At 58.8% G+C, this 26,641-nt stretch carries 22 protein-coding genes; 16 read left to right on the plus strand and 6 right to left on the minus strand.

The features are described from left to right. Positions 1-76 precede the first annotated feature (76 nt). The 14 genes from tssF to gluQRS all read left to right on the plus strand — a co-directional run bounded on the left by tssF (position 77) and on the right by gluQRS (position 16,843). Positions 77-1,918, plus strand: coding sequence for a type VI secretion system baseplate subunit TssF (gene tssF, locus AC1RBA_RS16335; RefSeq protein WP_492419107.1), 1,842 nt, complete (start codon positions 77-79; stop codon positions 1,916-1,918). Then, entirely contained in the window at positions 1,882-2,922 is a 1,041-nt protein-coding gene (tssG, locus tag AC1RBA_RS16340; protein ID WP_492419109.1) for a type VI secretion system baseplate subunit TssG, read from the plus strand. Before tssF ends, tssG begins: the two co-directional genes overlap by 37 nt. A gap of 78 nt (positions 2,923-3,000) precedes the next feature. Further along, positions 3,001-5,142, plus strand: a complete 2,142-nt coding sequence (locus AC1RBA_RS16345; protein ID WP_492419111.1) for a type VI secretion system Vgr family protein — start codon at positions 3,001-3,003, stop codon at positions 5,140-5,142. Positions 5,143-5,144: 2 nt separating this feature from the next. Further along, complete coding sequence (locus AC1RBA_RS16350; RefSeq protein ID WP_492419113.1) at positions 5,145-6,443, plus strand: DUF2169 family type VI secretion system accessory protein; 1,299 nt, start codon at positions 5,145-5,147, stop codon at positions 6,441-6,443. Next, the gene (locus AC1RBA_RS16355) at positions 6,440-11,434 is read left to right on the plus strand and encodes an RHS repeat-associated core domain-containing protein (RefSeq protein WP_492419115.1); all 4,995 of its coding nucleotides are present in this window, start codon (positions 6,440-6,442) and stop codon (positions 11,432-11,434) included. Before AC1RBA_RS16350 ends, AC1RBA_RS16355 begins: the two co-directional genes overlap by 4 nt. Continuing rightward, a complete protein-coding gene (locus tag AC1RBA_RS16360) occupies positions 11,435-11,890 on the plus strand; it encodes a hypothetical protein (RefSeq protein ID WP_141749853.1) in 456 nt (151 codons plus the stop codon). It abuts the gene before it with no gap. A gap of 60 nt (positions 11,891-11,950) precedes the next feature. Beyond that, positions 11,951-12,235: a hypothetical protein gene (locus tag AC1RBA_RS16365; RefSeq protein WP_141749852.1), complete on the plus strand. Its 285-nt coding sequence runs from the start codon at positions 11,951-11,953 to the stop codon at positions 12,233-12,235. 40 nt (positions 12,236-12,275) lie between these two features. Continuing rightward, positions 12,276-12,851 carry a hypothetical protein gene (locus AC1RBA_RS16370; protein ID WP_492419117.1) on the plus strand — a complete coding sequence of 192 codons (576 nt, stop codon included), beginning with the start codon at positions 12,276-12,278 and terminating at the stop codon, positions 12,849-12,851. Positions 12,852-12,957: 106 nt separating this feature from the next. After that, positions 12,958-13,434 carry a hypothetical protein gene (locus tag AC1RBA_RS16375; RefSeq protein WP_492405245.1) on the plus strand — a complete coding sequence of 159 codons (477 nt, stop codon included), beginning with the start codon at positions 12,958-12,960 and terminating at the stop codon, positions 13,432-13,434. A gap of 14 nt (positions 13,435-13,448) precedes the next feature. Then, positions 13,449-13,769 (plus strand): hypothetical protein, encoded by a 321-nt coding sequence (locus tag AC1RBA_RS16380; RefSeq protein WP_492419119.1) that lies wholly within the window; start codon positions 13,449-13,451, stop codon positions 13,767-13,769. Then, positions 13,753-14,175 carry a hypothetical protein gene (locus AC1RBA_RS16385; RefSeq protein ID WP_139143860.1) on the plus strand — a complete coding sequence of 141 codons (423 nt, stop codon included), beginning with the start codon at positions 13,753-13,755 and terminating at the stop codon, positions 14,173-14,175. Before AC1RBA_RS16380 ends, AC1RBA_RS16385 begins: the two co-directional genes overlap by 17 nt. 57 nt (positions 14,176-14,232) lie before the next feature. After that, positions 14,233-14,433, plus strand: a complete 201-nt coding sequence (locus AC1RBA_RS16390) for a hypothetical protein (RefSeq protein WP_071650130.1) — start codon at positions 14,233-14,235, stop codon at positions 14,431-14,433. 502 nt (positions 14,434-14,935) lie between these two features. Continuing rightward, positions 14,936-15,787, plus strand: coding sequence for a hypothetical protein (locus tag AC1RBA_RS16395; RefSeq protein ID WP_492419121.1), 852 nt, complete (start codon positions 14,936-14,938; stop codon positions 15,785-15,787). Positions 15,788-15,913: 126 nt separating this feature from the next. Next, positions 15,914-16,843, plus strand: a complete 930-nt coding sequence (gene gluQRS / locus AC1RBA_RS16400) for a tRNA glutamyl-Q(34) synthetase GluQRS (RefSeq protein ID WP_492419123.1) — start codon at positions 15,914-15,916, stop codon at positions 16,841-16,843. Positions 16,844-17,035: 192 nt separating this feature from the next. Here the strand turns inward: gluQRS and AC1RBA_RS16405 are convergent, their stop codons facing one another. Both AC1RBA_RS16405 and AC1RBA_RS16410 read right to left on the minus strand, forming a co-directional pair. Then, entirely contained in the window at positions 17,036-19,267 is a 2,232-nt protein-coding gene (locus AC1RBA_RS16405) for a TonB-dependent receptor (RefSeq protein WP_492419125.1), read from the minus strand. A gap of 307 nt (positions 19,268-19,574) precedes the next feature. Next, positions 19,575-19,784: a hypothetical protein gene (locus tag AC1RBA_RS16410; RefSeq protein WP_492419127.1), complete on the minus strand. Its 210-nt coding sequence runs from the start codon at positions 19,782-19,784 to the stop codon at positions 19,575-19,577. Between AC1RBA_RS16410 and AC1RBA_RS16415 the strand changes: the two genes are divergently transcribed. Together AC1RBA_RS16415 and bla are read left to right on the plus strand one after the other, a co-directional pair. Then, on the plus strand, positions 19,783-22,458 hold the full coding sequence (locus AC1RBA_RS16415) for a hybrid sensor histidine kinase/response regulator (protein ID WP_492419129.1): 2,676 nt from the start codon (positions 19,783-19,785) through the stop codon (positions 22,456-22,458). The two genes, AC1RBA_RS16410 and AC1RBA_RS16415, sit on opposite strands and share 2 nt — an antisense overlap. Beyond that, on the plus strand, positions 22,451-23,344 hold the full coding sequence (bla, locus tag AC1RBA_RS16420; RefSeq protein ID WP_492419130.1) for a class A beta-lactamase: 894 nt from the start codon (positions 22,451-22,453) through the stop codon (positions 23,342-23,344). Before AC1RBA_RS16415 ends, bla begins: the two co-directional genes overlap by 8 nt. Here bla and AC1RBA_RS16425 read toward each other — a convergent pair whose 3' ends face one another. From AC1RBA_RS16425 to AC1RBA_RS16440, 4 genes are all read right to left on the minus strand, one after another. Then, a complete protein-coding gene (locus AC1RBA_RS16425) occupies positions 23,345-23,779 on the minus strand; it encodes a DUF695 domain-containing protein (RefSeq protein WP_052755885.1) in 435 nt (144 codons plus the stop codon). 38 nt (positions 23,780-23,817) lie between these two features. After that, positions 23,818-24,477: a hypothetical protein gene (locus AC1RBA_RS16430; RefSeq protein WP_492419132.1), complete on the minus strand. Its 660-nt coding sequence runs from the start codon at positions 24,475-24,477 to the stop codon at positions 23,818-23,820. A gap of 127 nt (positions 24,478-24,604) precedes the next feature. Continuing rightward, positions 24,605-25,468 carry a hypothetical protein gene (locus tag AC1RBA_RS16435; protein WP_492419134.1) on the minus strand — a complete coding sequence of 288 codons (864 nt, stop codon included), beginning with the start codon at positions 25,466-25,468 and terminating at the stop codon, positions 24,605-24,607. Between the two features lie 74 nt (positions 25,469-25,542). Further along, positions 25,543-26,538 (minus strand): extracellular catalytic domain type 1 short-chain-length polyhydroxyalkanoate depolymerase, encoded by a 996-nt coding sequence (locus tag AC1RBA_RS16440; protein WP_492419136.1) that lies wholly within the window; start codon positions 26,536-26,538, stop codon positions 25,543-25,545. Positions 26,539-26,641: the final 103 nt, after the last annotated feature.

The raw sequence follows: 26,641 nt of genomic DNA on the forward strand, positions 1-26,641 counted from the left end.
ATCATTGTTTCTCATCAACACCCACCGTCGCGCCTGATGCCAGCATGAAGCTTTCCTGCTGGCGGAGAGCGCGACCGTGGAACAACTGCTGCCGTATTATGAGCGTGAGCTGGGCCTGTTCCGCCAGTACACGCGCGAGTTTTCCAGCCGCTATCCGAAGGCGGCCGGGCGCCTGCTGATCGCCGGCGAGACGTGCGAAGACCCGCACGTCGAGCGCCTGATCCAGTCCGTCGCCCTGCTCACGGCCAGGGTCGCCAAGCGCCTCGACGACGCCTATCCGCAATTCACCCATTCCCTGCTCGACAGCCTGTACCCGCACTATCTGCGGCCCTTTCCTTCGTGCTCCATCGTGCGCATCGCCGCCGACGAAGCGCCGGGCGGCGGCCAGCTGGCCCAGGTGGCACATGTGGCGCGCGGCACCGTGCTGCGCTCGCAGCCGGTGCAGGGCGTGGCCTGCAAATTCACCAGCGCGTATGACGTGACCCTGGCGCCGCTGGCTATTTCTCGCCTGCATTTTTCGCCGCTCATCGACGCGCCGCCCGGCCTGCGCCTGCCCGCCGGCGCCAGCGCCTTGCTCAGCATTCAGTTCACCAGCAGCAGCGACAACTACCAACTGGACCAGGCCGGCTTGTCCAGCCTGCGCCTGTTTGCCGATGGCGAACCGTCCGTGCGCGCGGCCCTGCTCGACGCCCTGTTCCTGCGCGGCATGGGCGCGTATGTGGCGCTGGACGAACACAGTCCGTGGCTGGCCGTCGACGGCACGCCGATGGCGCCGGCCGGCTATGCCGACGACGATGCGCTGATCCCCGTTTCCGCCCGCTCGCACCCGGCCCTGCGCCTGCTGACCGAGTATTTCGCCTTCCCGGAAAAATTCCATTTCATCGATGTCGCCTGGTCCCTGCTGGCCGCCTTGCTGCCGAAACAGTGCCGCCAGTTCACCTTGCACCTGCCGCTCAAAGGCGTGCGCAGCGACAGCCACGAGGCGCGGCTCCTGTCCGGCGTCAGCCGCGACAACCTGCTGCCCGGCTGCACGCCCGTCGTCAACCTGTTTGCCAAGTCCGGCGTGCCGATCCGCCTCACGCACACGGAGCCCGACTACGCGCTGGTGGCCGATGCCACGCATGCGTTTGCCTACGACATCCACAGCATCGAGACCGTCACCCTGGTGCGCAAGGACGAGGCCGGCGAGCGTCTGAGCACCTTCTTGCCGCTGTATGCCACGCTGCAGGGTTCTCGGACTGAGCATGGCCAATACTGGCTGGCGCACCGCGACGAAGCCGTGGCGGCCGTCAGCCCCGGCCATGAAATGCGCCTGAGCCTGATCGACCCGCAGTTTTCGCCGGGCAGCGCGGCCTGCGCCACCGTTTCGACGCAGCTGCTGTGCAGCAACCGCGACTTGCCCACGCAGCTGCACTATGGCTCGCCCAGCGGCGACCTGCTGGCCGAAGACGTGCCCGACGGCATCCCCGCGCGCTTCCTGCGCAAGCCCACGCCCAGCATGCGTTTCCTGGCGGACACGCATTGGCGCCTGATTGCGCACCTGTCGCTCAATTACTCGAGCCTGACGCAGGCTGGCCTGGGCGACTTCCAGAAAATGCTGAGTCTGTACGACCTGCCCCATTCGCCCACCACGCAACGGCTGATCCAGGGCATCGTCACGCTCGAGCACGGCAGCACGCGCGCGTGGATGCCAACCGTGCCGTTTCCCACCCTGATGCCCGGCATCGCCATCCGCCTGGGCATTGACGAGCAAGCGTTTGTCGGCAGCAGCGTGTACATCTTCGCGCAGGTGCTGCAGCGCTACTTCGCCCTGAACAGCCAGCTCAACTGCTTTAGCCAACTGACGCTGCTGTCCCATCGCAGCGGCGAGGAAATCCTACGATGCCCAGAACGCAGCGCCGACGCCACGCCAGCGTGATCCAGCAATTGCTCGACGCGCCGCAGCGCTTCGAGTGCTTCCAGGTGCTGCGCCTGCTGCTGGCCTGGCTGGCCGAACACGGCATCGATGAACACACGGCGCTGGTGAAGGTCATGCGCTTCGACAATAGCGTCTCGCTGCGCTTTCCCGCCAGCCAGGTCGAGACGCTCACGACAAGCGGCATCGCCGACGCCGATGCCTTGCTGCAAGCGCTGCTGTCGGGTCATGTACACCATATCCACATCACGCCCGCCTTCATGGGCCTGCTGGGTTGCCAGGGCAGCTTGCCCAGCCACTACTCGGAGCGCATTGCCGCCCACCAGTACAGCGAACGCGAGAATAGCCCGCGCGCTTTTCTCGACCTGTTTTCCAGCCGCACCGTCGTCCTGTTTTACCAGGCCTGGCAAAAATACCGCATCGAGCAAGCCGGCCACAGCGGGGACTTCCTGACGCGCCTGCTGGCCCTGGCCGCATGCCGCCCGAGCCAGGACGAGGCCGCCGCCGGCCTGTACAGCGGCTTGCTCCAGCAGCGCAACATCTCGTCCGTCGTCATGGCGCGCATTCTCGCCGACCACTTCGGCGTGCCCTGCCATATCGACGAGGCGACGGGCGCCATGGACGTGCTGGCGCCGCGCGAACAAACGGCGCTGGGCATGGCAAACGCCGTGCTGGGCCAGCGCGCCACCGTCGGCGAGCGCTGCCGCCGCCCCGACCTGGCCGTGCGCCTGCGCCTCGGCCCGCTCACCGCGGAACAGCACGCCAGCTTCCTGCCGCGCGCCCCGGCCAGCGTGGCACTGCGGCACATGCTGATGCTGTTCCGCCAGCCGCTCGTGCGCTACGACATCGTGCTGGTGCTGCGCGCCAGCGATGTGCGGGGGACGACGTTGACGGCCGCCGGGCAAGCTGACCTCGGCCGCAACAGCTTTCTCGGCGATGCGGCAACGCCGCGCCACCGCGACGACATGCATTACGAAATGCAATTGATGCCTTCACTCAACGATTGAATCTTGTTGCCGCGCAAAAACGCTTGTGTTCGCTATTGCTACAGTCGGCCAACGATTCCTACCGTGAAGCGATGCGCGATGAGCCAGTTCCCCGATACGACGGCGGCATGGACGGCATTAGTGGGCGACATGCAGGGCCAGCGCCTGCTGCGCCTGCACTTTCCGCATGGCGACGGCCCTGCCGGCGTCCAGTTCCTGGCCAACAGCCTGGCCGCCAGCGAAAGCCTGTCGCGCGATTTTTCCTACGTGGTGGAAGTATTGTCCGACGACGCCTGCATCGCCCTCGACAAAGTCATGGGCAAGATGGTGAGCATCGAACTGGTGCGCGAAGACGGCACCTTGCGCTACTTCAATGGCTATGTGTTCGAATTCCGCTTCCTGCGCACGGACGGCGGTTTTGCTTTCTATGAAATGGTGCTGGAACCATGGCTGGCGCACCTGCACTTGCGGCAAAACAATGTCGCCTTCCACGGCTTGACGGTGGCGGCGCTGACGGACAAGGTCTTCGATGACTACCTGATGCGCGACTACAAGCTGGCCGCCAGCGGCCTGGACCCCGCCATTACCTATACATGCCAGCACAACGAGAGCGACCACAACCTGCTGCACCGCCACTGGGAGCAGCTGGGATGGCACTACCGCTACGAACACCGCTTTGACGGCCACACCTTGTGGCTGTCCGACGACAGCACCACCGGCAAGCCCATCGATGGCGATCTGAGCGAAATGCCCTTCCAGCACCAGGCCGGTTCCCTGGAAGACGATGGCGTGCATCAATGGAGCACGGTGCGGCGCATGGCCCCAAGCCAAATGACGGTAGCCAGCTTCAATTTCAAGAATCCGCGCAGCGCCCGCGCCAGCCGCGACTCATTGAACCGGCAAGGCGCCGTGCCCGCCTTGGAGGTATATGAAAACACGGGCAGCTACGGTTTTAAAAACATCGATGATGGCGAGCAGCTGGCCCAGCGCCGCATGGAAGAGCGCGATGCCCAGGGCCAGCTGTTCGAGGCGCAGGGCAACGACCGCACGGCGCAACCGGGACGCTGGTTCACCCTGGGCGGGCATTTCGACAGCGCAGCCAGCGAATACCTCATCCTGTCCGTGCACCACTACGCCAGCAACAACTATCAGCAGGGACACGGCGCCACCTCTCACTACAGCAACACATTCACCTGCATCGCCCGTGACATCCCCTGGCGCCCCGGTCGCAACTTCCATAGCCGCGAACCGAAGATCTACGGCGTGCAGACGGCCACCGTGGTCGGGCCGCCCGGCGAGGAAATCCACACGGATGGTTACGGACGGGTAAAGGTGCAATTCCACTGGGACCGACTCGGTACCTTCGACGACAAGAGTTCACCCTGGATACGGGTGATATCGAACTGGGCCGGCCCGAATTTCGGCCACATCAGCCTGCCCCGGGTGGGCATGGAAGTGGCCGTCCAATTTCTCGACGGTAACGTCGCCATGCCCATCATCATCGGCTGCGTCTACAACGCGCGCAACATGCCGCCATGGGAGCTACCGGCCAACAAGACGCAAAGCGGCATGCTGAGCCGCTCGTCAAAAAAAGGTTCCGCCGCGCACGCCAACGCCCTGCGCTTCGAAGACCGCAAGGATGCGGAAGAGCTGTGGCTGCATGCGGAAAAGGACCAGCGCATCGAAGTCGAGCATGACGAATCGCACTGGGTCGGCAACGACCGGCGCAAAACCGTCGACCGCGATGAAACCGTGCACGTCAAGCGCGACCGCACGGAGACGGTGGACCGCGATGAAGACATCACCGTGCACAACAACCGCAGGGAGCGCGTCGACCATGACGAACACATCGACATCGGCGACAACCGCCGCGAACACGTGGGCGGCAACGAGCAGGTGCAGATCGACGGCCACCGTTCGGAACGGGTGACCCTGGCCAAGGACGAAACGATCGGCCTGGCCAAGGTGCTGACCATCGGCGCCGCTTACCAGACCACCGTCATCGGCGCCATGAACACCACCGTGGTGCTGGCGCAGGCCGAGCAGATCGGCCTGGCGAAAAGCGTCATCGTCGGCGCCGACAGCACACTCACGGCCACCGATTCGCACACGATGACGGTGGGCACGTCCAGCATCACCATCACGCCGGGGCGCATTGAACTGGTTGCCGATGAAATCATCATCCGCGGCAGATCGAAGGTGCAGATCCACGGCGACGACATCGACAACAATCCGGGCTGACGATGAACGACGCCGGCACCGCCCATTTCAACGTTCCCAACCTGCTGTTCGACAACCGCACGCCGCACGCGGCCAGCCAGTTCGACATGGTTGATCAATTCGGCGAGGCCTTTCATGTGGTGGTGGCGCGCATGGGCTACACCCTGGGCCCCTGCGGCGAGGATGGCGTGGCCAGCCTGCTGCCCATGGCACGCCAGTCGCCGCTGGCCACGGAAGACCGGCACTTGCACGACGACACGCAGGCGGGCACCGTGCAGGAGAGCGACTTCGCGCCCTACAAGCCGCGCTGCGACGTGATCGTCAATGGCGTGGCGCACGCGCCGCACGGGCAGGCCATGCCGCAATTTCTCGTCAATTTGAAAGTACAGTCAAAAAAGAAGACCCTGATCGACAAGACCTTGCAGGTGTGCGGCGAGCGGGCCTTCCGCAAGAAAAGCATCCTCACCCGCCTGGCCCAAGGCTGCGCCCGCGTCGCCACGGCGGGCTTGCTTCGGCCCAATCCGTGGCACTTGTCCACGCCGGAACCGTTCCTGCAATTGCCGCTGCACTATGCCTATGCGTATGGCGGGCAATGCCGCATCAAGGCCGACGACTGCAACGCGGCGAAGCATGATACCTGCCAGGCCAATCCGCTGGGGCGCGGCTTTGCGCGGCACTGGTACCTGGATGCGAAACAGATCAATGAGGTGCCAGCACCGCGCATCACGCAGCCGTCGCAGCCATGTACGGCCGCCCAGTTCTGGCAAGGCGCGGGCGGCAAAGAGCTGCCCGCGCCGGCGGGGCTGGCCGTTATCGGCCGTGGCTGGCTGCCGCGCCGCGCACTGGCCGGACACATCGTGGAAAAAGACACATGGGGTGCCGACGAAGTCCCCTTGTTACCGGAAGACTTCGATTTCGCGTACTGGAACAGCACGCCGCCCGACCAGCAATGCCCGCACCTGGCGGGACTGGAACAATTTACGCTGACCAATCTGTGCCGCCACGACCATCCGTCGGCCCGCATCGACCCGCGCGGCAACACCGTGCTGCGCTTCGCCCTGCCCCAACAAGTACTGTGCCTGCTGCTGGCGGACAAGAACGACCTGTTGCTCGTCTGGCGCCTGGCCATCGATACGGTGCTGATCGATCCTGAGGCGGCCAGCGTGGAACTGGTGTGGCGCGCCATCGTGCCGGCCGACGCGGGCCAGGTAGAGTCGCGCCTGCTGCACGTGATGGAGCCGGCGCAGATCGCACGCATCGAACTGCTGGAACAGGCCCAGGAAGCACTGGGCAAGGCGGCCGAACAAGGTAAAGACAAATGACGAATGAAACCGTCACCAAAGCCTCGCGCTTCTATTGCGTCAGCCTCAGCCCCGACATTTGCAAGACGCCCGTCGGCTCCAGCACGCCGCCTATTCCCTACAACATCATCGGCGAGTTTGCGGAAGCGCAGAACGCCTCGCCCAACGTCAAGTCGCACAGCGAACCCGTCATCCTGCACCAGCGCAGCACCATTCCCACCGTCAAGGGCGACGCGGCCGGCAAGGCGGGCGGCGTCAAGAGCGGCACCGTCGGCAAGCAGGTCGACACCAAGGTCGCCAGCCCCATCCACCGCGCCAACGGCGCCAGCCTGGTGCAGATGGGACGCGAAGTATGGATGAATTCGCGCAATACCGTGGGCAAGATTTACGAGCGGGGTGCGGAAGCGGCCAAGCCCGTGCTCAAGGAACTGAAGGCGGCGATACGGGAGGCGGCACACGATTACAAGGATCATGGCTCGAAGAAAATGCATGGCGCCGCCGAAGACCTGGTGGACGCGGGCGGGACCGTCCTGACAGGCAGCGCCGTGCTGGGCGTGGCTGGCGTTGGCGTGGCGGCAACGGGAGTGGGCGCCCCCGTTGCCGCCGCGATGGAAGCCGGGGCGGCAGCAGGCGCCGTTGCCGGCACGGCGACCGTTGCCAGTGGAACGGCAGTGGAAGCCTCTGCCACGGTACTCGACCAGGCGGCCGACTACATATTGACAGGCAAGACACCTGACTTGTTCAATACCGCCGCGGACATCGGCATGAATATCGCCGGCAACGTATTGCAGGCGGCAGTATTCAGCAAGTTTCCCGGCGGAAAAATACTGAGCAAGTTCCTGGGCAAAAAAACGGCGCCGACGATCAACAAGGTCAAGGACAAGCTGGTCGGCAAGAAACCGGACAAGCCGCCCCAAAAATTCGACAAACCGCCCCCGAAAAACGGCGGCGACGACGGCAAGAGCCGTGGCAAGAAAGAACCGAAATCGGAGCCGCCCTCCGACTGCTGCCCGAAAGATAGCGGCCCCGCGAAAAAACCCGTCAAGGGCCGCAAGCCCGTGCATTTCGGTACGGGCCAGGAAATCCTGTACCAGACGGATTTCGCGCTCGAGCGCAGCATCCCCATCGCCTGGATGCGCTGCTACCGCTCCGGCGCCGAATGCGAAGACTGGGGCTTGCTGGGCGCACGCTGGTCCACGCCCTACACCACCAGCCTGTCGCTGAGCGACGCCGGCATCGTGTTGCACGACGACAGCGGCCGCGCCCTGCGCCTGCCTGGCCTGGAAGCGGGCCAGCGGCACGATAGCCGCAAGGAAGGTTTTACGCTCACGCGCGACGGCACCGACTCCTTTACCGTGCTGTGGCGCGACGGCAGCAGCGACCGCTACGCGCGCGCTGAAGGCGGCTGGCTGCCGCACGGCTACGACGGCGTCAACGCCATGCTGGCCCCGTCGGCGCCGATTGCCACGCAGCGTTTTGCGCTCGTGCGCAGCGAAGGGCGCGATGGACGCGGCATCAGCATCGACCGTTTCATGGAGGCCAAACCGGGCGAAGTACTGCTGCGCCTGCGCAGCGACGATGGCAGCGTGCTCGAAGCCATGCGCGGCGAGACAGAACTGTCCTGCAGCATCTGCCGGGTTGACGAAGTGCTGGCGGACGGCAGCCGGCTCTGCCATGTCCGCTACGCCTATGCCAGCGAAACGGACGGTAGCCAGCCGCCCTTCGCGCCCCGCTACAACCTGGCCAGCCAGTCGAATGCCTTGGGCGACATGCGCCGCTACAGCTATCGTCACCACCTGCTCACGTCGTGCAGCAGCTACACGGGTTTTACGTACGAGCTGGAATGGATCAGCCTGGACGCGCTGCGCGCCCGCTGGCGCGGCTCGCCATTAAGCGAACAGGAACTGGCGCAGCGCCATCCCGTCAGCTTGGCCAACAGCTACCAGGCGCGCGCCATCGCCACGCGCGCCCGGGATGGCAGCGAGCACACGCGCATCGATTACGTGGACAACGACACCAGCCGCGTCACGGAAAACGGCGGCGTCCTCGAATACACATTCGACGCCAACTGGCTGGTCACCGAAGTGCGCCGCGTCATCGACGGCAAGGCCGCCTCGCTGGGCCGGCGCGAGTGGGACCGCGATGGCATGCTGCTGGCCGATATCGACGCCAACGGCGCCGCCACGCGCTACGCCTACGATGCCGCCGGCAACCTGACCCGCAGCACCGATGCCAAGGGCAACAGCAGCAACATCGCATACGATGGCCAGAACCAGCCCGTCGCCTTCACGGATGCGCTGGGCAACACCGCACGCCGCGAATACGATGCGGCAGGTCGTCCCGTCAGCATCACGGATGCACTGGGCCATGTCACGCGCTACCGCTACGACCAGCGCGGCCAGCTGGTGGAACTGATCGACGCCAGGGGCGGCAGCAAGCATTTTCAATATAACCGCCAGGGCTGGCTTACCAGCTACACGGACTGTTCCGGCCACACCAGCGAATATGCCTACGATGCGCTGGGACGGCTGGAAACGACGCGCGACGCGCTGGGCCATGCCACGCGCTACGAGTATGACGCGCTGGGCCGGCTGATCCACCTCACGGCGCCCGATCAAACCCGGGAACAGTACGCCTACGATGCGGACGGCAATCTGGTCTTGCACGAGGATGGCGCCGGCCAGCAGACGCGCTACCACTACAACGGCCAGGGCTTGCCCGTGGAACGCACGGACGCCATCGGCCAGACGGTGCAGTACCGCTACGATGCCGCACTGCAACTGACGGAATTGATCAACGCCAAGGGTGAAAGCTACCGGCTCGCGTATCACACGGAAGGCTGGCTGACGTCGGAAACGGGCTTCGACGGCAAGCGCACGCAATACAGCTATGACCAGGCCGGCAACCTGAGCGCCACCGAGTGCGGCAAGCAACGCACGGAACTGCTGCGCGACGCGCTCGGTTTGTTATCAGTCAAGACCACGTCGGATGGCGTGGTGCGCTACGCCTACGATGCGCTAGGGCGGCTGACGGGCGTGTCCGCGCCGCAAGCGGAACAGCGTTTCTTCCACGACGCGCTGGGCCAGCTGATAGAAGAGCGCAGCGCCTGCTTTTTGCAAACGCTGCCCGAAGCGGCCAGGCCGCCGAATACCGCGCGCGCGCCGGACGCCAGTTTCGTCATGACGCACGCCTATGATGAGCTGGGCAACCGCATCCAGACGGTCATGCCGAACGGCCGCCGCATCGACACTTTGCGCTACGGTTCCGGCCACTGGCATGGCGTGCTGTGGCAAGGCCAGACCGTGGTCGATGTTGAGCGCGACAAACTGCACCGCGAAAAACAGCGCACCCTGGGCAACAGCGGCATGCTCGCCACGCGCCTGTACGACCCGCAATCGCGGCTCACCCAGCTGACCCTGGCGCGCGGCGCCGACGCACCCGCCCCCGTACGCGAACGCCGCTTCGAATACGATGCGCAAGGCAACCTGACAACCATTTTTCAGACAGGCGCCACCGCTGTCGGCCCGCTTGGCAAACTCAGCTATACCTACGATCCCGTCGGCCAGCTGCTGGCCGCCGTGCAGCCGGGCCTGGCAGAACGCTTCGCCTTCGACCCTGCAGGCAATCTGCTCGACAAGGCTCCCGCGCCCGGCAACGTCGTGAACAACTATGGCGATACCGACTACGATTACGACGAGCAAGGCAACGCCACCGGCAAGCGCTTCCATCCTCCAGGCAGGGAGTCGACCTGGAGCGACCTGGAACTGCACTACGACGCCGAAAACCGCCTCAGCCACGCCAGCAGGATGGAGCGCCAGTCGCGCCACCGCGCCCGCTACTTTTATGACGCCTTCAGCCGTCGCATCGCCAAGCGGGTAGAAGAAGCACGCTGGAGCAAGCAGCAAGACATCAGCAAAGACCAGCCCGCCCGCACGAGCGCTGCCACCACCTTCTTCGTCTGGGACGGCGACACGCTGGCGCAGGAACTTGGACACGAAGAGACGGTCACATACCTGTACGAGCCGGACAGCTTCGTGCCGCTGGCCAGGATCGCTTCGCCAGCCTGCCGACAGGCAAGCGCCGTACACCGGCCACGCGTGGCGCAGTGGGATTTACCCGCCACCCGGCACGATGCCGAACTGCAAGCGGCGATTGCGCAAGAACAAGCGGATACCGAAGCGCTGCATGTCTCCGCATGGCAGCATACCCTGGCGGCAGCCGACGGCGCGGCAGCGCACGACCGCATCACCTACTACCACTGCGACCACCTGGGCACGCCGCGCGAACTGACGGATGCGCAAGGGAACGTGGTCTGGAGCGGACGCTACAAGGCATGGGGACGCTTGCTGCACGTCGAGGGAGAAATCAAGCAGCCGCTGCGGTTTCAGGGGCAGTATGAGGATGGGGAAACGGGGCTGTTTTATAACCGTTACCGCTACTATGATCCGGATGTAGCCAGGTACGTGACCCAAGATCCAGTTGGCTTGCTTGGTGAATTAAATACATATACATATGCACCAAATCCCACTGGCTGGAGTGACCCATTAGGGTTAGCAAAGAAATGTGCAAAAAACACACCATGCAATCCTTGTATTGGTAAAAATCCATCAGCTTCAGCAACAAAATGGCAAGGTAAGCCGCCCTACCCAGGAGTCGATGCATATACAAATATTGTTTTAAAAAAAGGGACTATCTTATATTCCCTTTATCCGTACGGTCCCAAACCCGGAAATTATTACAGCGACAGAATGACACTTATTTCCGCAAATGGAAGCGCATTGGCATACAATAATTTAACGCAAATCTCACATTCCGGAAACACTCCAGGGGCGCGACCGATGAGAGATCAGGTTCAAGCATTCAAACTATCGGAAGATATCTGTGCAGGCACGGGAAAATCATTGGCAAATACATTACTAGGCGCAGGAGGAGGAAACCAATACTTTATTGATGATTCAGACATACCAAAACTCAAAGCCAACGCAAAAATATTTAAATTTCCGAGGCCGTAAATGAATATAAATAAAAATACTGGAGATATTGAAATAAATGAGAATTTTCACGTAAACAAAAACACATCAATCAAAGAAATAAAAAACATAAATTTTCTTGAAAGCTTTGGAAAAATAAATGAATTTGAAACATATAGCATGCAAAATATTCAATTTCTCAATCTGGAAACAAGAGTAAATCTCAGATTTAAAAATGGAATTCTTTATATTATTGAAATAATCTGGACAGATGGAATCACCAATAGACTTGGCTATGACTCCAGTCACTCGGACATGATCAATGAAAAAAAATATCTAAGTAAGTTAATTTCAAAATCACTAGATCAACCAGCTGAAACATCGACTAAGTACGAGGATTTTTTTTCTTTCTCGTGGGGATACATAATAGTCAAAGCAGATCAAAAATCATCACTTTGCTCAACAATGATAATATATGGCAAAAATACAAACATATGATAGAGAATAAATATTAATTAACAGAGTACTCCAATAAACCTTTCCTATTCCGATAGAGATATGGAAAAACATACACCCAACATAGAAAACTTAGAAGAAAAAATTTCCGGAAAAAATCTTGAAAAATTGCTCGTGGTTTTGGATGAATTCAAAAAAGAACAAAGAAATATTTCAGATTTTGAAATATATATTCAAAACAACAACGAAGATATTAAAATAACTTTCGTACCAAATTTTGCATCCGTCGAAAAAATACTAGGTGGAAAAACATCATTGGGAAGATCCATCACTTATACCATTTCAAAAAAGACGATAAAAATCATCAGTTCAAACTATCATAGATAAAACGAGACTATCAATGAATTAGAATTCATTATAATTAACTATGAAAAAATTGCGTCTGGAAGAAAAATATCTTAAAAGCTTGCGAAAAAAAATTATCGCAAAGAAAACTGCTCCACTTACAAGCAACGAGCTTGATTTTTTTGCTCGCTCGCTCGAACACCAATTTTATTGCGCGGAACTACATCGGATTATCTGGGATATAGCATGGCAAAGTCCGCCAAACGCAGCCATGTTGAAAATTGCAAAAAACATCATCACCATCAATGTATCTGCCGACGACGACAACGTTTTCAATGGCCATATTGAACCTGTATTTAGTTACTACCTACACAACTCACCAAGCCACGAACAAGAGAAAATTCTCGATAGCTTCGAAAAAAGCAAATCCCTGAGATTGCGCATGATTGTGGCCGAATTCCATATGTTAAAAAATCATATTTTGAAAGGTTTGCACATGATGGCAAAAATACTTGATGAAGCCAATACAGATCATGCTATCTCTGATTCAATCTGCATGTGGGTCACGCAAAATGGAACTTTGGAACTAAAGAACTCTTTTCTTCATGATGCGACTCAAGAACGGAAAAAGGAAATATTTCCTATGCAAAAACTCTAGAGTGGATATGCGAAAATCTAATCCGCTAGCGCTCATGGTGTAGTGTCAGGTTGGGAATTATCATATTATCACTCCTTAACCAGGGCATCCGGCAAGGTTTTAAAAAATGAAAAAAGTATCATTTGACACAAAAAATGGTTATCTCCTATTGGACGGCATCATGATGGCGCCACTTAACGAATCTGATTTTATTAAAATTGCAAAAGAAAATGACATTGAAATAGAAGACAACAAAACCAATACTTTCGTGCACAATTTATCAACGTGCGGAAGCTTGAATGAATTTGAGTTTGGCATAAATTTTATCTTTGAAAATTATTGCATGAAGAGTGTATGGCTATCGTGGGATGGAGGAAATACCAAAAAATATGGATACAACTCAACGGAAAATCAGTTGATATCCGACAAGAACAACCTGGCCAGATTACTTGCTAAAGTGTTGGAAAAAAATCCTGACGAAGTAAAAAAATCTTTCTCCGCATTCAACTTTCCATGGGGCAGCATTTCAGCTTCAGCATCTATTCAATCCGCGATGGCATCAATTGGAATATCCTGGAATATGCACTATTTTCATACACAATAAATCAAAGGACAAAAATGAAAATTCTTATTTATCCACATAAGGATTTTTTGTCAAGCATGAAGTTTGAAATTAACAAGGGAGCTGATATGCACATTAAGCTATCCAAGGCTTGGAATGCCAAACTAATCACGCCAGAAATAATTAATCTACTGATCAATGAAAATTCATATAAAAAGAGTTGGAAATATGTTTTTTGCATTTTTCTAAATTCAAGTTTCTTCTCCGCTTACTTTTATGCCAAATCAGAAAACTATAAGATAAGCCTGGTTGATGAAAATAATAAACTGATAAAAATTCACAAAATTAAAATTATTGACAATGGATATAATTCGTGATGTCAAATTTGAAGATGGATATTTTTCTGCAAACGAATCAATCATTCTATTTAGAGGGATGAAAAGAAAAAATCTACACTCGATGGATCAAGACTGGGAAGCATGGGTAATGCATGAAGAAGAGGTAATCGCCTACAAAACAAGTTTCAAACTAAAGAAATTGAGAATAATCGTTATTTGTTTTTTTGAGAAAGATGATGGCCCCATAAAATGCTGGGATTTTGGTCCGGAAAATTGCATGGATGGTTTTCAGTCTAAACCAGAAGGAAAATATACAAGAAGAGTGAGACGCTGGTTTCTGGATGATTTTGGCATCGTTCTGCCGCAATCAGGGCCGTGGGGGAAAATAGACGCCTGCCACGACCCACATAATCAAACCACATCAGTTTTTTGCGCCTATCAATAAAACCAATATTAAATTCAGATTACCATATATATGAGTATTTCCGATATAGGACACGAGATGGCAATTTTAAACATACCATCAAATGCTTTCTCGATTGGCGATCCGACTCAGGATGAGAGTCTGTGCATCAGAGAAAAAAATGGATATTGGGAGGTTTTTTATTATGAACGAGGAATAAAAACAGGGCTTCGCTTTTTCAAAGAAGAACATGAAGCCTGTGAAAATTTTTTATTCACAATAAAATCCTGGCTTATGTAATTTGAAAATAATATTTTTCGTATTTATCCTCTATTACAAGAATAACCATGAGACCCATAAAAAGTCACATTTTAGACACTATCAATATAGGAATACTCTGCCTGAATTTTGACGAAGCAAAAGAATTTTACATTGATAATCTCGGATTTTTTATTACGATGGATAGCATCATTCAGTGTAATTCAGGCACCAGTCGCCGTCTGACAATGACACACGAGTCCAACAAAAAATTCTCAATAGAATTCATGCATCCTTCAAAAATTGAGCAAGCACATCGCGTAGGTAGCAAAGGTGGCACGATCAATCTATCACTTTACGAACGAAAAATATTGACACGCTCAAGGAGCGACTGGAAAAAACTGTTTTTTCGTCAATTATGTAGAGGCTCCCTACGCAAGTTTTCTGAACGTCGAAGATCCGATGGGGAACAATATCTACCAACCGTGCTGAATCACTGTAATAATTCATACGAGATGCCTCATTCAAAATTCCGCATAACAGAATGAAAAAATTTGAAATCCCAAGCTATATTTTTGATTTCATTGATGGATTACTGCTCGTCAATGGAGAGATTGCATTATCGAAAAAAACTCCAGCAAACTATTTCATAAATAGCATTATCAATACATTCCACACCAAACCCACAACAACAGGGGCTGGAATGTATATTTTTGATATCAATGGATGGGTAGGCGATTACGTTGTCGAGTTGATTATTGTAAAAGAAAATTTCCCCGAAATAGATTACGTAATAATGCATTACTTTGAAAATAATTCTGTAGGCAACGGCGTGAGTGAATCATCGTTAGTCAAAAAAATTCAAAGAAAGTCTGGCATTCCCGGAAAAATGAAAGGGTTATCAGAAATAATATTTCAATTTCCGTGGGGAAGCGTTATCGTACAACATGACATAAAAACATCCTCATCATGCATAATCTTGCAGTACAAAATAGCCAGAAAATCACCCATCCGATTGAAAATGAATGATAATTGTGAATCGCATATCAATATAGATAAATCGATAAAAGTGCAGCAACGAATAATGGAATCCATAAAAAATAGTAATACTTTTTTCCCAAAAACAAGTGAGATACAATGGCTGAATTTATTGAAGAAGCTACCTCGAAGATTAAAAATCTGTCTTCTCAATGAAATTTCTTTTGAAAATGCATTGATAGCAATATATTCTTCAAACTGGCCAGATGAGGGGAGCGTTGTAGCACTGCTGAGTAACAAGTTCAGAACGAAGAAACTCGACAAGGATTTACATTTCCGAGAGCTGAATGACCCGCATTACTGCAATGAAGAAATTTCATATGTTGAAGATAACGTTACACACTTGATTATCAATTAGGCAGCACCTGGAACAACCCAGGATTTGACTTGCCCATCGCCCTGCACGATACTTGCCGCTGTCGCCAAGCTACCGATCCTGCGCAATAAACCATCAGTGCCTGTCACCACCGCCTACACTTACAGCATGCCGTCTCCGAACTCCCCCACCGCTCCCTACATCGGCCGCTTCGCCCCCTCCCCCTCCGGTCCCCTGCACATGGGCTCGCTTGTTGCCGCCATGGCCAGTTATCTCGATGCCAAGGTGCATCAGGGCACATGGCTGCTGCGTATCGAGGACCTGGACTACGACCGCAACGTCGAGGGTGCCGATATGGCGATCCTGGCCACCTTGCAGCGCTGCGGCATGGCGTGGGATGGCGAGGCGACGTGGCAGAGCCGGCGGCTGCCGTTGTACGAGGCGGCGCTGAAGCAGTTGCAGGACGATGGCCTCGTGTATGCGTGCGGCTGTTCGCGCAAGGAGATTCAGGATTCGGTGCTGCAGGCGGGCGGACCAAAGATTGGCGCCGCCGTGTATCCGGGTACCTGCCGCCATGGCTTGGCGCCGGGCAAGGCGGCGCGGGCCTGGCGGCTGCGCGTGCCGCAGGGGCCGCAAGCCGTGTACGGCTTTACGGACCGCTGGGCGGGTCCGCAGCGGCAAGACCTTGCCAGCGAAGTGGGTGACTTCATCGTGCTGCGCGGCGATGGCTTTTGGGCGTATCAGCTGGCCGTGGTGGTCGACGATGGCGCACAGGGCATCACGCAGGTGGTGCGTGGGGCGGACTTGCTCGACTCCACGCCGCGCCAGCTGTATCTGCAGGATGTGCTGGGCTTGCCTCATCCCGGCTTCTTGCACGTGCCTGTCGTCACCAATGACAGCGGCGAGAAACTGTCGAAACAGACAGGCGCCCTCGCCTTCGATACGGGCACCGATGCGGCTGAACTGCTGGCGTCGGCGCTGCTGCCGGCGGCCCGCTTCCTCGGACTCGACGTGCGCGCCGACAACGTGGAAGATTTCTGGCGGCAAGCCATTCCCGCCTGGGCGCAGCGGCTGGCGCGCCTTCCCGGGCACGCATAAAAAAACCCGCCGCGGCGCGAGCCGGGCGGGTAGCAATGCAGGAGCCAGCACATGGCCGGCGCCTGGAACCGAACACTTAAGAAAACCGTAGCGAGCGGCGGTGAGTTGCGGCCGAGAAGCGCAGCTGTGCTTTAGCACAGTGAGCATCGCAGGCCGCAAATCACGACGCGCAGCAGGTTTGCTTATGTGTTCTTAGAAGTTGCCTTTGAACTGCACCCCAAATTGACGTGGCTCATTGATAAAGCCCGTGCGGTTGTTGAAGTCGATGGCGCCCGTGATACGCTGGGTGTCGGTGATGTTGCGGCCGAACGCGGCCACTTCATACTTGCCGGCATCCCAGGTGTAACCCACGCGCAAGCCACCTTCGACCATCGGCTTGCCGGTGAACTCGGTTGCCTCATACAGGAAGAAGTTGATCTTGCTGCGGTAAGCCCAGTCCGTGAAGACGAAGAATTCACCGTTTTCCATCGGGATCGAATAGCGGCCCGTGGCGGTGATCGTCCACTTCGGCGCTTGCGGCAATGGATTGCCGTCGATGATGGCACGGTTACCCGTGGTCAACGGATCGGTCACGGTGCAACGCGTTTGCGCGCAGGTGGCGATCGACAGGCTCGGGTCCTTGATTTCCGTGAAGTTGTAGCTGCCGCCCAGGGACATCTTCAGGCTCGGCGTGACAAAACCTTCCAGTTCCAGCTCGGCGCCGCGGCCGTTCGTCTTGGCGGCATTGATCAGGCGCGTGATGTTCGACGTGCCGCCCACCACCGTCAGCTGCTGGTTTTTCACCTGGTAGTCATACACGCTGAACGCGACGCGGGCGCGGCGGTTGAACAAATCGGCCTTGATGCCCGCTTCGTACGAGGTAATCGTTTCCGCATCGGCCACGGTGACAGGCACGCTGGTGCTGGCCGGGGCGATACTTGGCGCGCGGAAACCGGTGGCGATACGCGCGTAGAAGTTCACGTCCTTGTTGTATTTATAGGTGCCGCTCAAGTCCCAGTTGACCTTGGCTTTGCTGACATCGGCGCTGGTCGGGTTGACCTGCACGATGTTGGTCGCTTCCACCGTGTTGAAATCCTTCTTGTCCTTGGTGTAGCGCAAACCGGCGCGCAGCATGAAGTCATCGTTGACGGCGTAGTTGACGGAACCGAACGTGGCCCAGGCCGAGTTCTTCTGGCGGCTGGCCAGGTGCGTGGTCAGCACGTGCGTGTTGGTATCGAAGTTGTCGGTGAAACCGTTGGCATCTTCGTTGAAGTAGTACACGCCTGCCTGCCAGTTCAGCGGACCGGCATTTTTCGATTCGGCACGGAACTCCTGCGAGTATTGTTTCACGCTGGTAATGCCGCCGGCCGTTTCAACCTGGAAAGGAATGAAGCCGGGGCCCGTCGGCGTGCCGCCGTCGATGTCGCCATGCGACACGTAACTGCCGACCTGTTCAAAGCCAGTGATCGAGTACAACTTGACGCCGTCCAGGTCCCAGCTCAGGCGGGCGCTGGCGCCGTTGGTGCGCAGGTGCTGGAAATTCGGCGCATTCGTGAACGACTTGTTCGGGTCGAAACCGTCGACGATATCGTTCGTGCCCTGCTTGATCATGTTGGCGTAGAAGACGCGCGCGCTGCCCGTGGTGTTGCGCTGGTGCACATTGAACAGGGCGTTGAACATGGTGTTCGGTGCGTACAGCAATTGCACGCGTTCAGCATGTTCGTTGTAGCCGTCCAGCGCGTTTTTCTGGCCCGTAAATGTGTTGTCGACGTAATCGTCGCGGTGCTGGCGCAGGGTCGAGAAGCGCAGCGCCCATTCTTTGCTCAGCGGCACGTTGACGGCGCCGTCGAAGTTGGTCGTGTTGTGCGTGGCGGCGGAAACGTTGTAATAGCCTTCAACCTTGTCCAGCTTCGGCTTGACGGATTCGAACTTGACCACGCCGGCCGGCGTATTGCGGCCGAACAAGGTGCCTTGCGGGCCGCGCAGTACTTCCACGCCAGCCACGTCGAAAATCGGATAGCCCTTGAGGATGGGATTTTCTTGCACGACATCGTCGTAAATCAGGGAAACAGGTTGCGATGCAAAGATGTTGAAGTCGGTATTGCCGTAGCCGCGGATGTAGAAGCGGGGGAAGGTGCGGCCATTCGACGATTCCACGTTCAGGCTCGGCACTTTGCCGGCCAGCACGCGGATATCCTGGCCGCTGGACACGAGCACGTCGAGCTTCTCGTCGCGCAGCAGCGACACGGAGACGGGCACGTCGCGGATATTTTCCTTGCGGCGCTGTGCCGTCACGGTCACGGTTTCCAGCTGGCTGGCGGCAGGGGTCGTATCAGCAGCGACTTCATCAGCATAAGCCGAGCCGATAGGCAAGGCAGCGGACAGTGCCAGCATAGCAGCGCTTTTGGCGCACAAACGCTTGTGCATCTTGGACATCTTGATCATGTGGTTTCCCAGAAGTTTAAAAAAGAATTGCGAAATCTGTCTTTCTTGCAACCTGTCTCCGGGTTATATACGGCGCTGGACGATCGTTTGCACCATCACGGTGCAGCAGCGCGAGCGGATGTTCCCCCGCTCTCGGCGTCACTGGCTCTGTCCTGGCTGTCACTCAAGTTGACAGCGGTTCCGGCCGCATCTCTCGGATGTCTGATGAACACCAACTTTTAAGTAAGGCGCCAATTTAATTCAAGCGGCTTATGCGCTGCAAGAATATTGTTATGTAAAATATTTATTCACCAACATAAAAGCCTGACTAGTGGTTATTCAGCCACAATACGCTCAGGAGCTTGCTGTTTTGCCCATTTTCCGGCCCTGGCGCCGCCATTGCGCCGCGGCGACGAAATGCTGCCTGCAAGACAGGCTCCGGCCGGTATTTGACTGTAATATCGCCATACTTGACCTTGCCGCGCTGCCCCATCCCAGTGCAGCGGCGGCGCGCCGCACCATTGCCGACCTTATCCATGCCAGAACCGAGCCAGCACAGCCACGACATCATTTCCTCCCCCGCCGCCGCGCAGGCCGCGCATAGGCTGCTGGGCGCCCATTGCGACATCGTCTGGAGCACGAAAACCTTCGGCCAGTTCGATGCCGACCAGCCGTCCTGGCGCGCCTTCACGGGCCAGACGGAAGCCGAACTGCGGGGCCGCGGCTGGCTCAATGCCCTGCATCCGGACGACCGCAACTTGCCTTACGTCATGCCGTCGCATCTGACGACCGTGTTCGAGGCGGAATACCGGCTGCGCCACGTCAGCGGCAGCTACCGCAACATGCTCGTGCGCATGCTGCCCGTGCTGGCGCCCGACGGCAGCATCGTTGAATGGCTGGGCTCGCATTGCGACGTGACGCAGCAGCGGCAGACGGAACAGCGGCTGCGCCTGGCCATGCAGGGCGGCCGCATGGGCACGTGGGAAATCGACCTGGGCAGCGGCAGTATGGCCGGCTCCGATGCGTTCAAGGCCAATCTGGGCCTGCCACCTGACAGCCACATCGATTATGCGCAGCTGACGGGTGCCATGCTCGACGGCGATCTGCAGCAATGGCAAGCGGTGGTGCACGCAGCCATTGCCAGCGCCAGCGATTTCGAGATCGATATCCGCGTGCGCTGGCCCGATGGCGCGCTGCACTGGGCGCACATGCGCGGCACCTGCGCCAGCGACGGCGCCGGCAACGTGATCGCCCTGTCCGGCATCTCGCTCGACCTGACGGCCAGCAAGCAGAACGAGGAAACCCTGCGCCTGACCCTGGCGGCCGGCGAAGTGGCCACCTGGAACTGGGACATCGTTGCCGACCGCGTGACGGCCGACAGCAATATGGCGCGCCTGTTCCCCGTCAATGCCGATGCGGCCACGGCGGCGCCGTTGGCGCGCTACCTGGACATCATCCATCCCGATGACCGCGAGCAAGTCAGTGCGCAAATTGCCCATGCGCTGCACGCGCACGCACCGTTCGAGGCCAGCTACCGCGTCGCTGCCGGCGATGGCCAGTACCGCTCGGTCATCGCGCGGGGCCGCGCGGAATATGCGCCCGATGGCACCCCCTTGCAATTGCCCGGCGTGCTGCTCGACATCACGCGCCAGAAACAGGTGGAAGATGCGCTACGGCGCAGCGAGGAACGCTACCGCACTCTGATCGAGCTGATGGACCAGGCCTTTTGCGTCATTGAAATGCTGTACGACGAGCAGGGCCGCCCCGTGGACTTCCGCTACCTGGAAGGCAACGCCGCCTTCGTCAAGCAGTCGGGCCTCGACAATGCCATCGGCAAGACCATCCGCAGCTTCGTGCCCGACCATGACCAGCACTGGTTCGACCTGTACGACCAGGTCGTCAAGACGGGCGAGCCCGTGCGCTACGAAAACGAAGCCGTGGCCATGGAACGCTGGTTCGAAGTTTTTGCGGCGCGCCTCGGCGGCCCCGGCAGCCGCCTGCTGACGGTGCTGTTCAGCGACATCAGCGAGCGCAAGCGCTCGGAACAGCAGCTGCGCCAGCTGGCCGACAACCTGTCCGAGATGGACCGGCGCAAGACGGAATTCCTCGCCACCCTGGCGCACGAACTGCGCAACCCGCTCGCGCCGATCCGCAACGGCTTGCAAATCATGCGCCTGGCCGCCGACAAGCCCGCCACCGTGGCGAGAGTGCGCGACGTGATGGAGCGGCAAGTCAATCAGATGGTGCACCTGGTCAACGACTTGCTGGACGTGGCGCGCATCACGCGGGGCCAGATCGAGCTCAAGCTCGAACGCGCAGACTTGAAAACCATCATCGCCAGCGCCGTGGAAACGAGCATGCCGCTGATCGAAGCGAACCATCACCAGTTGCAGGTGACGCTCGACGAGCAGGCGCTGCCGCTCGAGGCCGACCCCACGCGGCTGGCGCAAGTGCTGGGCAACTTACTCAACAATGCCGCCAAGTACACGCCCGCCGGCGGCCACATCGCCTTGCGCGCGGTACGCAACGGCAATGAGGTCTTGATCGAGGTGGAAGACAGCGGCGTGGGCATCCCCGCCGAGTCGATCGCCACCGTCTTCGACATGTTTACCCAGGTGGGACAAAACATGGGCCGCGCCCAGGGCGGCCTGGGCATCGGCCTGTCGCTGGTACGGCGCCTGGCCGAATTGCATGGCGGCAGCGCCACGGCGGCCAGTCCCGGCGCCGGCCTGGGCAGCACGTTTACCGTGCGCCTGGCGCTGCTGAAGGAGGAAGCCCCAGCCCCCGCCGCACCGGACGCGCCCGCCCCCGCCGCCAGCGGCCGCCATTTCCGCGTACTGGTGGTCGACGACAACGTCGATGCGGCCGAAACCCTTGCCGCCGTGCTCGACATGATGGGCCATGCCACGCACGTAGCCCACGATGGCGCGCAGGCGCTGGCCGTGGCGCCGCAATTTTTGCCAGACGTCATCTTCCTCGATATCGGGCTGCCCGGCATGAACGGCTACGAAGTGGCGCGCGCGCTGCGCCGGATACCGGCCGGCGCCAAGGTCGTGCTCGTCGCATTGACGGGCTGGGGCGCCGAAAACGACCGCAGTCAATCAAGCGCGGCCGGTTTCGACCACCATTTGACCAAGCCGGCCAACCTGCTCGCCATCGGCGAACTGCTGGCCACCCTTTCCACTCCAAAAATAGCTACAGACCATGACTGACTCCCCGAACCACGTCCGCCGCACCCTCCTGCTGGCCGCCGGCACTACCCTGCTGTGCCCGGCACCGCTGCTGTTTGCCGCACCCGCCACCAGCATCGCCGCCGCCCACACGCAACTGGCCGCGCTGGAACAGGCCGCCGGCGGACGCCTCGGCGTTGCCGCCTGGAGCCAGGGCAGCGAACTGCGCGTTGCCTACCGCGCCGACGAACGCTTTCCCCTGGCCAGCACCTTCAAGGCCATGCTGGCGGCCGCCGTGCTGGCCCGCAGCGTCAGCCAGCCGGGCTTGCTCGACCAGCACGTGCGTTACGAGAAAAAGGAACTGGTCACCTATTCGCCCATCACGGAAAAACATCTGGCCGACGGCATGAGCGTGGCCGACCTGTGCGCCGCCACCTTGCAGTACAGCGACAATAGCGCGGCCAATTTCCTGATGAAAATATTGGGCGGGCCGCAAGCCGTGACGGCGTTTGCACGCAGCATCGGCAATACGGTATTCCAGCTGGAACGCTGGGAAACAGAATTGAATAGCGCCATCCCCGGCGAAATGCGCGACACGGCCAGCCCTGCGTCGATGGCGCACAGCTTGCAACAAGTGTTATTGGAAAATAGCTTGCCGGCGCCGCAGCGCCAGCAACTGGACGCCTGGATGCGCGGCAACACGACGGGCGACAAGCGCATCCGCGCCGGCGTGCCGGCCGGCTGGCAAGTGGCCGATAAAACGGGCTCGGGCGCCTACGGCAGCGTCAACGACATCGGCGTGGCCTACCCGCCCAGCGGCGCGCCGCTGCTCATCGCCGTGTACTACACGCGCGAACAGAAAAACGCGGACACGAATCAGGACATCATCACGGCCGCCACGCGCATCGTGACGGCCGCGCTGGCGTAATTACTTCGGCAGGGCGGCCATGAAGCCGGCATAAGTCGACCAGGCGGGGTCGGCCGCGCTGCGGATTTCAATCGGAAATTTCGGGCGCGGCGCCAGCGCCGTGTTCAGGCGATTGAAGAATTCTTCACCCGACTGCGTGTAATAAATCCATTCACGCAAGTTTTCACCCGTCGACACGAGCGCCAGGGTGGCGAAGCCGTCTTCTTCCACCACGGGCGCCAGCGCCGCTTCCAGCTCCTCCATGTGCTCGCGCTCGTTCGGCGCGGGCATGCCCGTTTCATCTTCATAACGCCAGGCGATGATGATGCGGTCCGGCTGCGACGACAGGTCCCAGTCGTCATGGAAGGTGTCGACATAGCGGTAGATGATGGCCATCTCGTCGCTATGCGTGACGATGGTGCCCCAGCTGCGGGCGGAAGTGGAATTTTCGTTCATGGTTGCAATAGTCAAAAAATAAATCGAGGGAGCGCAGCTTACAGCACTGGGGGGCAAGTCACATTCCAGGCGTCATACTGGGCGCCGCTCTTGCGCAGCCAGACGCGGGTGTAGCTGTCGCGGTCGCTCTTGAACACCAGCGCGTAGCGCTCTTCGGCGCGCGGGGCGGCGGCGCCCACGTCGACGGCTGCCAGCGTAAATTTCAGCGCCCGTAGCGGCGCGCAGGCCGTGTTACCCGCCATCAATAATCGCGCCCGCTCCAGCAGCGGTTTCTGGTACAGCAACACGCCTTCCAGTTCCACATCGGGCACGCGCTGCAGCATGCGCACGGGTTCGGCCACCGCGCGGCAGGTGCCACGGTCGAGCCAGGCGTAATACTCCATGCCCGCCTCCTGCCAGCGCGCCTGCTTGCCCTCGCCGTGCAGCACGAACTTGGTGCGCTGCGTCCGGCACAGCGCGCCATGGCCGCGATACGGCGGCGTTTCCACGCTGCCCACCACTTCGCGGCCGCGGCCGCCGACCACGGGCACGCTCTCGAACACGGTGCGCGTGGCCGGTTCGCCCGGATATTGCTGCGCATAAAACTCCAGCAAGGACGCGCGCTGCTGCGCATCCACCACCGCCTCGGCGGCACTGGCAGACAGGCACGCGGCCGACACTACACACAGCACCAATGGGCGCACGATATATCTGGGCATGGCATTCCTTCAATCGACGTTCAGGGACGGGTATCGCCCAAGCGCCGATTATATAGTTAGCAGGAAATACCAGGCGGACGGCCGTCAGGACGTGCGCAAGGTGGCAAAGGCGAAACAGACTTGATATTTAGTAAGAATCTGTCTTGCTGCTCAATACATCCATCAACAATTGCCGCTTCGCCAGCAGGGTGGGATCAAACGCCGTCCACTGTTCCAGCCGCAACGCATACGCGGGCGCCATCATCCAGCCGAACACCTCCGCCTTGTCTTCCTCGGGGCCGTAGGCGGCGTACAGGCTCACCAGCCCGGGCTGCGGGTGGCCCAGGTTCTGGAAACCCTTGCCGTAGGCCGTGGCGCCGCCCTGGCCATAGGCTGTGCCGGGCGGGTTCAGGGCCAGCCAGGCGGGGTCGCGGTAATAGAAATCGTTGAACAGCCGGTATTCGATGAAGTGGTAATACTCGTGGTGCACGCGCAGCTCCATGCCGGATGGACACAGGGCGGCCAGCAGGTTGTCGGCGTAGACGACGCTGTCGATGTCCGGCGCCGGCATGGCCAGGCGGCGCTGGCCGTCCACGCTCAAGTCCTTCACCAGCACGACGTGGCGCAAGCCCGTGCGCGCGAAGACGCCGGCCGGGTAGCGCTCCATGGCCGGCAAGACGATGCTGAGCAACAATTGCAGCCCGGCACGGTCCTGCGCCGAGTCCGTAAAGGCGTGCGCCTCGCTGCCGGGCATGGCCAGAGTCCAGGCGGGCGCCAGCTGCAGGGCCGCCAGGCGCGCCGTGGCGATGGCCTGCAGTTGCGCCACGCTGGCGTCCCTGGGCGCGATGGGCGCATAACGCACGTTCCAGTCGCACTCGCTGCGCATGCTGTCTTGCTGGGCGGCACGCTCGAACGCTTGCAGGTCGGCCGCCGATGGCGCGGACGGGCCGGTGCCGGCGCAAGCGGACAGCAATACAACGGCAAGACAGGACGGCAGGCGGCAAGCAGGCATGGGATCTTTCACGGGCATAAAAATGGGGCGCAATTGCTGCGCCCCATTGTACAAGCTGCTAGTTCCTTACAGCATCAGCGCTGGTAATTCTTGAAGAAATTCCAGCTGATCACGGTGGCGTCCGGGCCCAGCTCGTCGCTGAATGGCCAGCCGGGAGGACCGCCGCTCCACGCGTGGTTCATGCCCTCGATCGTGTACTTTTGCGCGATGACGGCGCCGTTGTGCAGGTAGGTGTCGATGGAATAGCTGCGGCCGTACGGCACCGTCTGGCGCACGATGCTGTCGGCACGGTAGCGCACGCTGTCATTGTCGAGGCCATCGTCGCCGTAATCGCTGGTCTGCAGGAATTGCTCGATGGTCTGTTCGCCGTTGACGGGATTGACGACGATGTCGGAAGTGCCGTGGAACACCATCGTCGGCATCAGCCGGCGCGGCGAACCGGAGCAGCGCCAGGCATCCTTGCCGCGCACTTTCGGGTCGAAGGAGCTGCCGTTGAACAGCGAATCAGCCGCCGTGACCAGGCCGGTGGCGCCCTTGTACATGCCGCCCGAATGCACCATCACGGCAGCGAACACGTCGGAATAACAGGCGGCCATGATGGACGCCATGGCGCCGCCGGCCGAGATGCCCGTCACGTACACGCGGCTGTCCTGCACCGCATATTTGCTCTTGACCTTGTTCAAGATACCCATCAGCACGGCCGGCTCGCCCGTGCCCCGCTCCTGGTTCAAGGGCAACATGAAGTTCCAGCAGCGCATGGGGTTGGCCGTGACGTTCTGGCGCGGATAGACGACGATGAAGTTTTCACTGTCGGCCAGCTGGTTGTAGCGGCTGACGGCAGCCATGCTGTTGGGCTCGGAGCCGCAGCCGTGCAGCATCAGCACGACGGGCAGCGGCGTATTCGGATTGTAATTGCTCGGCAGCCAGACCTGGTATTCGCGCGAGCCCCACAGGCTCGCGTACAGGCCGAAGTCCCACTGCCCGGCGGAAGCCGGCAGCGCGGCCAGCAAGCCGCAGGCGGCGATCAGTGCAGAAAATAAATGACGCAGTTGCTGATGCAGATGTGCCATGCCAGTCTCCTGATTATTATTCACGACGAAAACAGCGACAACGACCCGGCTTGACGCCCGTCAAGCCGGCACTTCCGACCCGCGAGGCCCGACCCAACGGGTC

It is taken from the genome of Janthinobacterium sp. GW823-FHT03B06 (genome assembly GCF_058796955.1).